This is a genomic window from Blautia sp. NSJ-175 (assembly GCF_022867815.1).
In the GTDB taxonomy this organism is placed as follows: domain Bacteria; phylum Bacillota; class Clostridia; order Lachnospirales; family Lachnospiraceae; genus Blautia; species Blautia celeris.
Genome location: NZ_JALIFQ010000011.1, coordinates 101,390 through 115,462, shown reverse-complemented (window position 1 = coordinate 115,462; position 14,073 = coordinate 101,390). Strand labels below are relative to the sequence as shown.

15 protein-coding genes are annotated in these 14,073 nt (G+C 41.3%); 3 read left to right on the top strand and 12 right to left on the bottom strand.

The window, feature by feature from the left end; genetic code table 11:
* Positions 1-5 precede the first annotated feature (5 nt).
* From dcm to MUB35_RS17780, 7 genes are all read right to left on the bottom strand, one after another.
* Positions 6-1,307 carry a DNA (cytosine-5-)-methyltransferase gene (gene dcm / locus MUB35_RS17810; RefSeq protein ID WP_255786097.1) on the bottom strand — a complete coding sequence of 434 codons (1,302 nt, stop codon included), beginning with the start codon at positions 1,305-1,307 and terminating at the stop codon, positions 6-8.
* Positions 1,308-1,382: 75 nt separating this feature from the next.
* Complete coding sequence (locus MUB35_RS17805; RefSeq protein WP_055155765.1) at positions 1,383-1,955, bottom strand: hypothetical protein; 573 nt, start codon at positions 1,953-1,955, stop codon at positions 1,383-1,385.
* A 218-nt stretch (positions 1,956-2,173) separates the two neighbouring features.
* Positions 2,174-2,467 (bottom strand): hypothetical protein, encoded by a 294-nt coding sequence (locus MUB35_RS17800; protein ID WP_055155764.1) that lies wholly within the window; start codon positions 2,465-2,467, stop codon positions 2,174-2,176.
* Positions 2,455-3,363, bottom strand: coding sequence for a ParM/StbA family protein (locus MUB35_RS17795; protein WP_158293346.1), 909 nt, complete (start codon positions 3,361-3,363; stop codon positions 2,455-2,457). Before MUB35_RS17795 ends, MUB35_RS17800 begins: the two co-directional genes overlap by 13 nt.
* Positions 3,364-3,620: 257 nt before the next feature.
* Positions 3,621-4,400, bottom strand: a complete 780-nt coding sequence (locus MUB35_RS17790; RefSeq protein WP_117802441.1) for a hypothetical protein — start codon at positions 4,398-4,400, stop codon at positions 3,621-3,623.
* 13 nt (positions 4,401-4,413) lie between these two features.
* Complete coding sequence (locus tag MUB35_RS17785; protein ID WP_015513364.1) at positions 4,414-5,184, bottom strand: phospholipase D-like domain-containing protein; 771 nt, start codon at positions 5,182-5,184, stop codon at positions 4,414-4,416.
* 118 nt (positions 5,185-5,302) lie between these two features.
* Positions 5,303-5,653: a hypothetical protein gene (locus MUB35_RS17780; RefSeq protein WP_117802442.1), complete on the bottom strand. Its 351-nt coding sequence runs from the start codon at positions 5,651-5,653 to the stop codon at positions 5,303-5,305.
* A gap of 132 nt (positions 5,654-5,785) precedes the next feature.
* Here MUB35_RS17780 and MUB35_RS17775 point away from each other — a divergent pair, with 132 nt between their 5' ends.
* Positions 5,786-6,037 (top strand): helix-turn-helix domain-containing protein, encoded by a 252-nt coding sequence (locus MUB35_RS17775; RefSeq protein ID WP_015513363.1) that lies wholly within the window; start codon positions 5,786-5,788, stop codon positions 6,035-6,037.
* A gap of 52 nt (positions 6,038-6,089) precedes the next feature.
* On the opposite strand, the gene MUB35_RS17770 is transcribed toward MUB35_RS17775, so the two are convergent.
* The 5 genes from MUB35_RS17770 to MUB35_RS17750 form a co-directional block, all read right to left on the bottom strand.
* Positions 6,090-6,698, bottom strand: a complete 609-nt coding sequence (locus MUB35_RS17770) for a DUF6664 family protein (RefSeq protein WP_117802443.1) — start codon at positions 6,696-6,698, stop codon at positions 6,090-6,092.
* Positions 6,699-6,984: 286 nt separating this feature from the next.
* Positions 6,985-8,244, bottom strand: a complete 1,260-nt coding sequence (locus MUB35_RS17765; RefSeq protein ID WP_331477563.1) for an ABC transporter ATP-binding protein — start codon at positions 8,242-8,244, stop codon at positions 6,985-6,987.
* Positions 8,245-8,257: 13 nt separating this feature from the next.
* Positions 8,258-8,983, bottom strand: coding sequence for an energy-coupling factor transporter transmembrane component T (locus MUB35_RS17760; protein ID WP_006567748.1), 726 nt, complete (start codon positions 8,981-8,983; stop codon positions 8,258-8,260).
* A complete protein-coding gene (locus tag MUB35_RS17755; protein WP_006567749.1) occupies positions 8,983-9,570 on the bottom strand; it encodes an MptD family putative ECF transporter S component in 588 nt (195 codons plus the stop codon). Before MUB35_RS17755 ends, MUB35_RS17760 begins: the two co-directional genes overlap by 1 nt.
* Positions 9,571-9,648: 78 nt before the next feature.
* Positions 9,649-10,266, bottom strand: coding sequence for a TetR/AcrR family transcriptional regulator (locus tag MUB35_RS17750; protein WP_006567750.1), 618 nt, complete (start codon positions 10,264-10,266; stop codon positions 9,649-9,651).
* 126 nt (positions 10,267-10,392) lie between these two features.
* On the opposite strand from MUB35_RS17750, the gene MUB35_RS17745 reads away from it, so the two are divergent.
* Positions 10,393-12,147: an ABC transporter ATP-binding protein gene (locus tag MUB35_RS17745; RefSeq protein ID WP_006567751.1), complete on the top strand. Its 1,755-nt coding sequence runs from the start codon at positions 10,393-10,395 to the stop codon at positions 12,145-12,147.
* On the top strand, positions 12,148-13,872 hold the full coding sequence (locus MUB35_RS17740) for an ABC transporter ATP-binding protein (RefSeq protein ID WP_006567752.1): 1,725 nt from the start codon (positions 12,148-12,150) through the stop codon (positions 13,870-13,872).
* Positions 13,873-14,073: the final 201 nt, after the last annotated feature.

Genomic DNA, 14,073 nt, shown 5'->3' with positions numbered 1-14,073 from the left:
CTGCTTCACCCACCCTTCGCTTCTGGAACAGGTGAGCCGCTTTGGATCTCTTCATCTACTGCTTTCAAATTTCTGCCTATTGCTTCAATGACATTGACAGTGACACCATTACCGGCCTGCTTGTAAAGCTGGTTATCCGATGTTTCTTTTTCCATCTTGGAAATCTGACCATCCCGGTATCCCTGCAGCCGCAGACACTCCCTTGGCGTCAGCCTGCGGATTCTGCCGTGGTAAATCACTCCATGACGGTCAGTTGCCGTAATGGTGAACATTGGCTCTTCCGGTTCTTTCATCCTTCTTCCATTCTGGCGGACTTTTTCCCTGGCCGGTGTCAGCACTGCCCTTGGCGGTTCTTCCACCAGCACCCCGGAACTTTCGCCCCTGTGGTTATGGATGCTGGAATCCTGTCTGGTATTCAGACATCTTGCAACGTCTGTCACCAGCGGCAGAGGGGAGATATCTACAAAATGCAGTGTTCCCTGCTGGTTTCCGGTCGTCAGGGTATGGGCGATCTCATGCCCGACTCTTCCCCTGCGGCTGTTGATTCCCGGATATCCGAGATCGATGCTGTCCCCCTCGTAGGCCATCTTGTATCCTTTTCGGGTGTTTTCCTTGATTGGGATACCGACTTCGTATAATCCGGTCTTGCCGCCCATACCACCAGCCCCGCTGGTCAGCGTGCAGCTCAGTCCTTCTTCTGCGTAGACTCTTTCTCCCTGTTTGCCAGCATGGACTTGTATAAGAGCTGTTCCATTTGCTTTTGGGAAAGGTAATATTTTTCCGGCACATCTTCCATCAAGATATCCGACAATATACACCCGCTTCCTTGACTGGGGGACTCCGAAATCCTTGCTGTTAAGCACTTTCCATTCGACATGATACCCCAGTTCAGATAGCGTACTGAGGATGGTGTGAAACGTCCGCCCTTTGTCATGCGAAAGCAGACCGGGTACGTTTTCAAGGAGAAAATACGCAGGTCGTTTGTCTGCAACCAGTCTGGCAACTTCAAAGAAAAGGGTTCCTCTTGCATCGGCAAATCCTTCCCTTCGTCCAGCGATTGAGAATGCCTGGCAAGGAAATCCCGCACATAAAAGATCAAAGTCCGGCATTCGTTCTGTTTCAATATTTCTTGCGTCATTGCAGAACCACTCTCCTTCCGTATCAAACAGCACCCGGTAGTTGTGGTCTGCATATGCATCTGCTTCACAGTGTCCGACACAGGTGAAGCCCCCTGCCCTGTGCAGCCCTTCTCGGAATCCTCCGATTCCACTGAACAGGTCAAAAAATCGAATTGTTCCGGCTATCAGCCTCCCTTCGCTGTGAAAAAAACAGTGCAGATTTCTCTGCACCGTTTCCGTCTCTTGGTTTCTGTTTTGTGATGTCTATTCTTCTGATTCCGCTTCCTCTGGCTCAGATTCTTCTGCTTCTTCGGTTTCCAGTTCTGTTGGCTCTGCTTCCGCTGGCTCTTCGTTTTCTGGCTCTGTCGGCTCTTCATCTGCTTCAGCTTCGTCCGGTTCTGTCATTTCTCCGTCTGTTTCAGCTTCCAGTGCTTCTGTCTCAGGCTCTTCTGCTTCAGGTTCTGCTGACTCTTCATCCGGTTCTGATTTCGCAGTCTCAGGATCTTCCATTTCTGTTTCTTCGGCTTCCTCTGACTCTGCTTTCCATTTGGCTTCTTCTTTTTCGATTGCATCTTCGATAAGCCCGATTAAGAAGTCTTTCTGTTTCATGCCATTCCTGGCGAGGACTGCTTTCAGTCTGGAAAATAAATCCTCGGTTACCTGTACTGCTACTGTTCTTAAATCTGCCATGTTCGTCTTTTCTCCTTTTCTTGTCATGTGTTCTTCGATTACCATTTCAAGGTATTTTGGTATGCTGATTCCTAACTCTTCGACTTCCAGTTTTAGCTTTTCATGCAGCTCTACCGGAATTTTTCCGCATATGTTTTTCATCTCCATTGTGTTCGTTCTCCTTTCTTTTTTCTACATACAACATACCCTAAAACATGACAGAAAGCTATTCACAATACCCAACGAATATGAGGCTCTCAAAAGCTCCCAAAGGATGCAGATCCAATAACATTCAATAGGCATCACCCCTTTCAAAAATCCGTGATTTATACTAATTTGACTGCTTGAAATTTGGCTATTTTATCACCAGGAAAGACTTGACTTTTTCAGAATGCATCCTCAAGCCCGGAGAGAAAATCCAGCATCTGGGACGGGATTTCTTCCTTTTTTGAAACCCTCTCCCCGGAGCCAGAAATGGAAACACCTGCCAGTTCTTCCCGGATTGCCTGCCGGATGCTTTTCTCCAGCTGGTTGTTTTCCTGATCTTTTAAAATCACCTGAACCAGATAGCTGCTCTTCTGTCCATCTGGAACACTTTGCAGGATCTCCCATGCCTTTTTGTGATCTGGGTTATCAAGGTTCAGGCGGAACGAGAAAACGGGTCTCTTTACTTCGCGCACATCTGCCCCACAATCCGCTCATAGCCGGAAGCATTGGCGTGTATGTCTGTCAGGTAAATCTGCCGACACAGCCTGTCCTGCGGTGTCACGTGCCGTTTCAGAATGCTGGCTCCGCCGCCCATGATCACGGACGGAATTGCCTTCAGATCGAACCCGGCTTCCATAATTGCAGACAGTATTTTCTCCGTGTAGAGTCTTCCCTGCCGGACAATGATTTCTTTTGCGGCCGGGTCCATGCTGCAGCTCTGGCCGTTCAGAACACGTTCGATCTGAATATCCGTTACAGACAGTCCGGTATTTCTGCGTACCTGCTCGGTGATCTCATCCACACACCGGATCACACCAAGTTCCAGGCTGCGGCAGGTAGCGGCATTTGGAACACTGTTGTCCAGCCGCATCAGGTCTACGGTCCAGCCACCGATATCTGCGAGAAGAACAGAAGGCTCATCCCGAACACATTCCGGGTGAAGAGCCAGGGCAGAGTATCCCTGTGGGAACAGTTTTACATCCTGAATCCGGATCTCATAGCTCTCATCCTCGTACCGGAAACGCAGAGGCTGCTCTTTCCGAAACAGATATTCCCGGAAACCTTTTTTCTCCCTGCCAAAACTTGCCAGTGGGAGGCCGGCTGCCAGAACCACATCTGTTTTCCTCTCTCCCCGGCGATAGCGGATTTCCTGAGCAATAGCTGCCATTGTCAAAAGATAATAATTGTCATTGGAAGTCTTGCTTCTCACCAGCGTCTGCCGCCCGGTTCCACACACATAAAATTTCCCATTGTACTGCAGGACATTCTGCATGGTGTACGGCTCGTAATCATACCCGGTCAATCCTGTCGGGAAGCACACATGGGGAGTTTTGATGGCATAATATCCATGGTCAATTCCTATAATGATAAGTCACCACATCCTTTCTGGTTTTCTTTGTTCTTTTCCAGCAGGTGGTCTTTCGGTCTGGAAAAAGAGAAAAAGGGCAGAACCCCGAAGAGCCCTGCCCGTAATAAAAAATACAGTTATGTATATTTACAAACAAATATGCATAACTGTATGCTATCACTTTTAATTAATTTATAACTTGGATTCTCTATTTCTGTTCTTGTAGCACATAAATACTGCTTTAAAATGTTCCTACTAGCTGCCTATGTTACTATTCTTTATTTCACCAATTCATGAATAGCTTTTACCATTGTAAGTCCATAATCAACAAGGAATTTTTTTTGTTCTTCGGAGTATGTCTTTCTTTCCTCTATTGCTTCATCTGTGCAATGTCTAAAGCACTGCATTTTCTTTCTATAATTCTTTACTATCGTATCGTCAATGAAGCCACAACATACATCTTCATATTCTGGTGTGATAAATTTTCCATCTTGTTTCAACAGGTTTTCAATAAGGTTTGCAATCTCAGCAATTTTTTCATCTATATGCATACTATTGAAAGATGCCTGTCTAGTAGAAATTTCAATAAATTTCTGATTTATAGAATCGTTCACTTCAATATTACAAGACTTTTGCTCAAATGTCAGATCTGCTACAAAGGTTCTTCTAGTCGCATAACGAACAGTTCCATTATCATCTCCACCTAGAGCAATAATTCGATTTCTAATATCTCTATATGTAAAGTCTGTTGGATCAACAGGGGGTCTTGCTAGTATTCTAGGAAACTCTTTTATCTCATAACCGAGCATATGTAGATAATATGTTATTAGATAAAACCAACATTTATTTTCACCTGAAAAATCAACATCTGGCTGACACAGTTCTTTAAATTTCGTTATTGCTTCTTCAACATCATAAATCTCAAATTGATAATTCTGAGTTTCTTCTTCACCATAAAAAATATTATATGTATAATTTACCTTTTTAACAGATTCCAGAAAACGATAATGGTATTCGGATTCCTTTATATTTTGAAAATAAAATTCTTTTAAATCCATGAACATACTCCATTCAAAAATCAAGCCACAACATCGACAATTCAGCATCTCTTCTCATTTTCACAAATTCTTCTGCAAATGTTTTTGCTGTTTCTCTATTATGATCTACATCCCAATGTTCCTTATTATAGTTTGCAGCGTTTGTCCAATTGAAAGTACCGTGCATTGCAACTTCTAAATCGATCACACAAAACTTCCTATGCATTATATTTTTGTACCGCTCTGACATCACATCCACCCGATAAACCTCAAAGTGATCTTCCAAAGTGAACGAAGGTTTCTCCTTATTAACACGATTATTATCAATAATAATTTTTACATCTAACCCTTCATTTCTTTTTTTCAATAATTCATCAAATATTTTTTTATTGGTGAACCATGCCATTGCTATCCAAATTGAGAACTTTGCTTCTCGAATTTCATCAATTATCCGATTTTGTATATCATCAAAAAGTATCTCTTGGCTTACTTCTTCTGGTGCAATATTAAGTATTCCGGGTTTTAATACCAATCCGCTATACTCATTATAATCGTTTGGTTCATAAACCTGTTTGCACAAATCATCAACAAAATCTTCATGTTCTTTCAAGACAATTAATTTATCTGGAACAACGCTAATAATAATATACTCTTGACGATGATCAGGCAAATGATATGTAAAAGCCCATTCCTTTTGAAATGAAACAGAAGCAACTTTAAGCGCCTCCACCACCTCATCTTTATGCTCATAATCACTCATCTTTGCTGTTGCTATCAATAAATCCTTATACTGCTGTTCTGTCATAACATCCCCCTATAGCTTTATATATATCGCAATGCTATGAGCAATTTCTTTATCACTACTCATTATTGTGTCATTTCCTAACAAAATTCGATTTCTACCACTAATGATATCATATTTTTTATTTATAATCTAGGTCTTGTATCCACTCTCCGATCTCTTTTGGTGTGCTTTTGCAAAAATCCTGAATCCACATCTCATGGAGTTTAACTTCTGATTCTGTACTATCTATGTTTCCAACACGCCCACCTGTTTCCTGAAGTGCTTCCAGGCAATCCCATTCCTTTTGGAAGTCCCCAGCAAATTCCATCCATACTTTTATATGATATTCCTTAAAACCTAAATGGTAAATCAAGTAGGTCAACCTGTCAAAATCAGCTAACGGCATTTTTTCTTTTTTCAGCAATAACCTTTTATCATGCTCGCTGCATAAATATAAAAATGCAAGCTGTTCTATTTTTGCCTGCTCCATATATTTCTCCCTTCTCTTCTGTCCTTGTCTCACTTTTACAACCGATTCTACCTTGTCCAATCGTTAAAATCAATACAGATGGTGCAAAAAGTGAGACAAACCATCTGTTTACCAGAGAGGAAGAGATTTAAGATGCCAAAGCCAAGGACACAGTCTGGTGAGAAGAATCTGATTAGCCAGCGATTGATTGAACTTCGCAAGACCCACAATATGTCTCAGCGTGATCTTGCCTATAAACTCCAGTTAGCTGGTTACGATATGGATAAAAATGTAATCACCAGAATCGAAACAAACAAGCGTTATGTCACTGATCTTGAATTAAAAGCCATTGCTGAAATCTTTCAGGTTTCATACATATTTCTCATTGATGGCAAAGATGAATAGAAGTGACAAATGGGGAAGTGTCTTTCGTGCTTCCCCATTTTATCCGTCTCTTTTACAGATTCAGTAATTCCAGGATTTTCTGCATACCAGCCTGATACAAGGATTCCGCATATAGAATCCATCTCTCATTTACTTTCGTAACGTATGCATCTATCATTTTTCGTTTTTCTTTTTCAAGTCCCATTGCCTGAACCTGATCTTCATATTTTGATATTTTTTCGAGCATTTTCTGGTACACTGCATTTTCTTTCAGTTCATTTTCTACCTCATCAATCCAGGTATCCATTAGCAGTTCCAGTAATTTCTTTGTATCACTTTCGTCCTTTCCTGACACTGCTTTTTTGATTTTTCCAAGCATGGCACCATACGAAATCATCTGTGCCTGTCCCATATAGAAATGATATTCTTCTTCTATCATTTCCTTTCCGTTCTCCAGTTGGAAATATTGGTGCAGTGCCTGATGTTCGTCTGCTGTCAGACTGATTGACTGAGCCGCTTCCATAAATGTTTCTATCACTGGATACTTCTCTATAAGTTCCAGTATTTTCTTTTGCAGTCTCTGGTATTCCGCATTATGCTTTTTCAGATAGATACATACCTGTTCTCCTATCCGTATCCCCAGACATTGCTCGTTCCAGATGATATCTGGCTGTACTGACATATCGTTTTCTCCTTTCTGTGTCGTTTCCCTGTTCCAAGCACAAGACTATACCACACTTCCGGGAGAAAGCTATTCAGCAGATCTACTAAAATGACCGGGCGGATACTGTGCAACCTATCCTTTCTTTATAATAAAAAAAGGCATGGAAGAATCTTATTCTTTCATACCTACTACTTATTTCTATATTCAACTGAATACACATTCTTTTCCATTATCTGTGTATCATGTACCTATTTTCCTCTAAAAGCAAACTGTATACACTCCATACACGCCTACCATCTATACCTCATTTTACATCAAATATGATTATTTCTTTCCCAGATGCAACAGCACTGCCAATAGCGACTCGCTGCTTTTCACCACCGGATAACGACATTGGGTGCAGTTTCAGTTTATCCGACAAATCAAGCCCGGCCAAAATTTCTTGTGCCCGAACCTTGTCCTCTTCCTCATTTTCTCCATCCATACTCAGCAAAAGTTCATCAAGTACATCTTCTGTAAAAAGCTGGTGATTTACATCCTGCATTACCATATAGGAAATATGCCGGCGCTTCTTCGCATTGAGAGCATTGCCATTTAATTTCAAAGTGCCCTTTGAAGATTTATCTAATCCGCATAGACATCTGGCAAAAGAGGATTTACCAGCTCCATTGTCACCAATGATTCCAATGATTTCTCCCTGCGGCAATGTTAAATTCGGTATGTTTACAATCGGATATCCCCGTTTTTCATATGAAAACCAAAAGTTATCAATCTGCAGGCTTTTTTCATTTGCTTCAGGTTTTTTTTCAGGCATCAAGTCAAATGGATTTAATGCACGTAATCCCATTTTCTTTAACTCCTTTGGATCTAGTTCCAAAAATTCCTCTCTTGTATATTCATTACATATCTCTCCGCGCTTCATATATATGATTCGGTCCGCATATGGAGCCAGGTAATAAAGGCGGTGTTCGGCAACGATTACTGTCTTATTTTCAGATTGCCATTGGCGAATTACTTCTGTTAAATCTTTTATCGAAGAAATATCCAAATTTGAGGACGGTTCATCCAAAACAAAAGTATTAGGGCAGATAGCATCTGCCGATGCACAGGCTATCTTCTGCTTTTCTCCACCAGATAAAGCAAACAGGCTCCGTCCAAGCAGATTTTCTAATTTAAGGCATTTTGTTGTATTCTCAAGCCTTGCCAGCATTTCCTGCACCGGCAACCCCAAATTTTCGCATCCAAACACAATCTCGCTTGTCGTATCTACATTGTAGAACTGTGTTCTCGGGTTTTGAAATACAGAGCCAACCATGGGGGCAATCTGATATAACTGATAATCCTTTACCTCTTTCCCATCCAAATAAATCTGTCCCGTTAACTGTCCATTATAATAATGCGGAATCAATCCGTTAATCAGGCGCGTCAAAGTTGTTTTACCGCAACCAGATTCACCACATAGTAAAACAGTCTCTCCATCTTCGATTTTCAAATTGATATTACGCAGGCTATTCTCTGATTCTCCGCTTTCATAGGTAAAGGACACATCTTTAATTTCTATCATTTCACTTCCCCTTCTACCATTTAATAATAAATAAGGTGACAAACAGCATAACGCCTGAAATTACTACCGCAATGGCATCGTAACAGGTAAATCCAACTCTCGTTATGCTTGACCGCTTTGCTGGATTATCCAGCCCACGGGTCAACGCTGCCGCAGACAGTTCATCACCAATCTTTACAACCGAAATCATAAGCGGTATGAAACGATATTCAAGCAGTGCCATTGGATTCTGCCAAAATTTTTTCGTACCAAACTGGATTTCCCTCATTCTCATAGCGTCTTTAATAGCTGCTGATTCTTCCTGCATGGTAGGCAAAAAGCGAAATAATACAGAAAGAGGAATGGTAATATTCCTACCGATATGCATTCTGCTCAGTGATGTAATACACTCACTGGCAGTAGTAGATTTAATTATGTAATTCCCCATTGCAAAAGCAGGAAAAAGCCTTAAAACCAATCCCACCAATAAAACTACAATCATATTGACAACCATGTGAAAACGAATTGAGTTTTGGATTTCCTTAACCACCAAAGCAGCTACAAACAGAACTATAAAAATGGCCGCTGCCTTATATTGTCTGTTTGTAAGTAATAGAATAAAAGGTATCAAAGCCACTGCAAGCATAAAAGCGGTATGGCCATATAAAAACTCGGCGGTAGCTACAACGGCCATCAGCAGTAATTTTGTCCGTGGGTCTAAATGGAATCCTTTCGTCTCTGTAACAGCAAGCATGTGCATCAAACAATACCCGCCCTCTCAAAGTGCTTCTTTAACATTTTATGACCGAGCAAAGCACCGCAAATCCCGCCGACAAACAAAATCACAAATCCCGCATACATCATCCATGATGGCATCATAGATTGTAATGTTTCTGCGTATTGGTTCCCCATGGAGCTGTGAATATTTTCCCAGTAGGACTGCCCGGCAATCCAAAGATTCGCAGGGCATCCCATCATGCCAAGGCAAAAACACGCATAGCTTAGGAGGGTAACGTTAAAGTTTTTATACTGACCGGCCTTTAACACAATATCAGCAAGAATTCCGCCCAGTGTCCACCCCACCAGCCCAATCCATGTATAGCCTATAAGAAAGAAAAACAGACCGCAGATGACACCTGTAATTGTCAGCATCCCGAATTTCTGAATTTTTGTGTAGTACAGCATCATAGGAATGCCACATACAAACGGCCAGATAAACAGAAGGAATGGATATATTACAGGCAGTGCAGTCAGTAATCCGAAAACAAAAAATATTACAAGAGTCATGGCAGTATAAATTCCTACATTGATAAGATCTTTTCCATTTAGTTTATTAGATTTTTGCATTTTAATCGTCCTTTCGTTATGACTAATTTCATATTTTATAGTTAGATTCAGCTAACTGTAGGGGAAATTTTTTGGGGATTAAATCCCCAAAACAGTTTGCCAGCCCGAGCTGAAAAATACCGATAGCGTATGAGCATACTTCAATGCAGCTGACTTTGGATAATTGTGCATAACAATTTCCGCAATTGAAGCATAGTAAGAATGGACCAACATATGCCACTCGTCCTCATCTAAATCATTGACAGGTACACCGCGTGCTTTTAATTCTGCAATGAGTTTTATTGTCTCCTGCACATCTGCGCGTACCAAGTCGTCTAAAAAGCCTGCATACTTTGTTCCTGACGAGCACATCAGAAGCAGCCTGAATACATCAAAATGCTCATAAATATATTCGATTATCTGGATAATCGTACTTTCTGACAGCCTCCACAAATTCTTAAGCTCATCTGTTTTTACTAAATCAAAATGCTTATCTATTGATTCTGAATATATCTTTTGGATTGTCTGAACAACTGATTCCACTAAAGAACCAAATAAAGCTTCCTTATCAGCAAAATGATTGTAAAAGGCACCATTGGTTACATTTGCGTCTTTACAGATTTCCCTAATACTGGCTCTTTCAAAGCCAAATTCTAAGAAGTGTTTCTTTGCACAGGCCAAAAGATTTTCATGAGTTTGCTGGAAATCCCTTGACATTTCCTCCCCTCCATTCTATACTATATTACACTGTAATATTACACCGTAATATAGATTTTACCACCCTTTTCCTAAAAAATCAATACCCAATTACAAATTCTGATTAGCAGAAAGGAAGATGTTTATATGAAATCAAAAGAACCGGGGGCAATCCGGCAGCTTTTTATGTTTGTTGGCAGTAGCAAGGGGAAAATGAAATTTTCCATTCTTATGGCCGTTTTAGGGGAACTATTTGGTATGGTTCCATTCCTTATACTGGCTATGTTGGCAGACTCACTCTATTCCGGAACAGCTACTACTAAAGATACGGTGATACTGGCGGGAATCGCGGCACTTTGCCAGTGCATTAAGACATTCCTTACATGGAGGTCGTCCCTTCTGTCCCACCGTATTTCCTTTACTATTTTACAAAATATACGTGAAAGAATTGCCGATAAAATGGCGAAGGTTCCCATGGGCGTCATGTTGGAAACCCCTTCCGGCATTTTTAAAAACTTAATTGTAGATAATGTGGCAAAGCTAGAGGATTCTATGGCCCATTTTATGCCTGAACTTCCGTCACACATCACAGCACCTCTATGCAGTATTCTATTAATCTTTATTTTGGATTGGCGCATGGGGCTGGCCTCTTTAATTACTGTCCCGTTGGGAGGTTTGTTTTTCGCTGCCATGATGCGCGGATATGCCTCCCGTATGGAAAACTATATGTGTTCTGCGAATGAAATGAACAGTTCTCTTGTGGAATATGTAAATGGTATTCAGGTCATTAAAGCTTTTAACCGGTCCAGCTCGTCCTATGGGCAATACTCAAAAGCTGTCAATTACTTCCACGACTGCACCATGGAATGGTGGAGTGAGTGCTGGCTATGGAATGCGGCCGCTCGTGCAGTCCTTCCCTCCACCTTACTTGGCACACTTCCTATCGGCGCTTTGCTTTTTATGAATGGTTCGATTACTTTACCGGTTCTGATGATATGTCTTATTGTCCCCCTTGGCTTTACAGGGCCGCTGATGAAAGTATCGGAAGCCATGGAGCAGGTAAGTATGATCAAAGGAAACCTTGAACAAGTTACTGCCTTCTTAAAAACTCCTGAACTGCAGCGGCCTGCGGACCCGGTTACTCTCACAGAACCGACATTTGAATTTAGTCACGTTTGCTTTGGTTATAACAAAAGTGAAGTGCTGCACGATATCTCATTTAAGACGTCACCGAAATCAATGACAGCGATTGTCGGTCCGTCCGGATCTGGTAAATCTACCATAGCCAAATTAATGGCGGGATTTTGGGATGCCACCTCCGGGACTGTGCTTTTTGGTTCACAGGATATTCGCAACATCCCCTTTGAGCAGCTGATGGGAGAAATCAGTTATGTTGCACAGGATAACTTTCTTTTTGATAAAACCATCCGTGATAATATCCGCATGGGAAATCCAGCCGCAACGGACGAACAAATAGAAACCGTTGCAAAAGCTGCAAACTGCCATGATTTTATCATGCAATTAGAAAAAGGCTACGACACTATGGCCGGAGATGCCGGAGACCGCCTATCTGGTGGAGAACGCCAACGTATCACCATAGCGCGTGCCATGCTTAAAAAAGCTTCCGTGGTTATTCTTGATGAAGCAACTGCCTATGCAGACCCGGAAAATGAAGCACTGATACAAGAAGCAATCAGTAAGTTAATTTCCGGGAAAACCCTAATTGTTGTTGCACATCGTCTGAATACAATCCGCAATGCCGATCAAATCCTTGTTGTAGCTGATGGGAAAATAGCTGGATGCGGAACGCAAAATGAACTGTTAGAGAACTGCCCTCTTTATAAGAAAATGTGGGAGAATTATTCAGATGCGGTAACTTCCAAAACGAAAGGAGAATCTTAGATGTTTGAAATGATTTCTCGTATTTATCAAATCGCCGGCTCCAGCAGAAAAAAAATAACAGTTGGAATACTGTGCAATATTTTAAAATCCTTTTTTCAAAGTTTTATGATGCTCAGTGTATTTTTAATCATGTTAAATCTTGATACACTAACCTCCTCAATAATTTTAAAAGCTGTAACTATCATTCTTATTAGTATTCTTGGACGTTTCTTTTTCCAATGGATGAGTGACCGTACCATGAGCGGAACCGGTTATGATATTTTCCGTGATTACCGTTTAGAAATTGGTGAGCGATTAAAACAAGCACCTATGGGTTATTTTTCAGAGCAGAACCTTGGAACCATCCAAACAATTTTAACCACTACCATAGCGGATCTGGAAGGTTACTCCATGATGGCTATCGAACAGATGACCAGTGGTGTTGCCATGGCATTCCTTATGTCTTTCATGATGTTCTTTTTCAACCCAATAATAGGGACACTAAGTATGATAGGCTTAGTAATTGGCCTGACAGTATTACGCCTGGTCAGACAGCGGGCCGCAGAACATTCGCCAATTTATCAGGCTGCCCAGGAAAATCTGGTTAATAAATGTTTAGAGTACATACGTGGGATTGCTGTTCTCCGTTCATTTTCAAACGGCAAAAGCGGCCAGCAAGAGGTACACACTGCATTTCAAAAGAAATGGGACGCTGATTATTCACAGGAAAAGGCAACCGCAGGTGTTCTCCGGCTATATGGCCTTGTCTATAAATTGATGAGCTGCGTCTTAATCGCTGCTGCTGGTATCTTATACATGGACGGAAAAATTTCCCTACCATTCTGTATGACATTTTTGTTTTGTGCATTTACCGTTTATTCTGATTTGGAAACTATGGGAAACAGTGCATTCTTGAGTAAGAAAATAAATACCGAATTAGACCGTTTGGAAGAAGTGACAAATATTCCCCAGATGGACACCACCACAGATAAACTCCATCCTTCCAATTATGAGATTTCATTAAAAGATGTATCATTTGGCTATGGTTCCCGCAGAATTATTGACCACATATCCTTAAACATACCAGAGCATACTACATGTGCGATTGTAGGTCCGTCAGGAAGCGGTAAAACGACATTATGTAACTTAATCGCTCGTTTCTGGGACGTTCAGGAAGGCTCTGTGTGTATTGGCGGCCAAAATGTGAAAGACTATACCGCTGACAGTGTGCTTGACTGTATCAGTATGGTTTTCCAAAAGGTTTATCTATTCCATGACACAATCGAAAATAATATTAAGTTTGGGAAGCCTGATGCGTCACTTGAAGAAGTAATGGAGGCAGCAAAAAGAGCCTGCTGTCATGACTTTATTATGGCCTTGCCGGATGGATATCAAACTGTAATTGGCGAAAGTGGATCTACATTATCTGGCGGCGAAAAACAAAGAATCTCCATTGCACGGGCAATTTTAAAAGACGCACCCATTGTCATTTTAGATGAAGCAACCTCCAGTGTTGACCCTGAAAATGAACAGGCTCTTTTATCTGCGATTGAGGAGCTGACTAAAAATAAAACTTTAATTTCCATAGCCCATCGATTGAGTACCGTACAAAAAGCTGACCAGATTATTGTGATTGATAATGGGCACGTCAAACAAAAGGGCACCCATGACCAGCTCAGTAAAAAGGACGGAATTTACCGGAATTTCCTTAAATTACGTGTGGAAGCCACCGGATGGCAATTATAAATATTACCCCATTTCACCCCTCTGTATCAATGAAAACCAGGGAAGGATTTAATGAATTCCTTCCCTGATTTTCTTTTTGTGCCAAGGCACTCATTTTCTCTTAACCTTCCAGAACCGGGCAGTCGTCAGGCCATATACCTCACCTTTCGCTTTTGCATAGACCTGTTTTTACTAAACAATTGCCTGAACCTACACATTCCT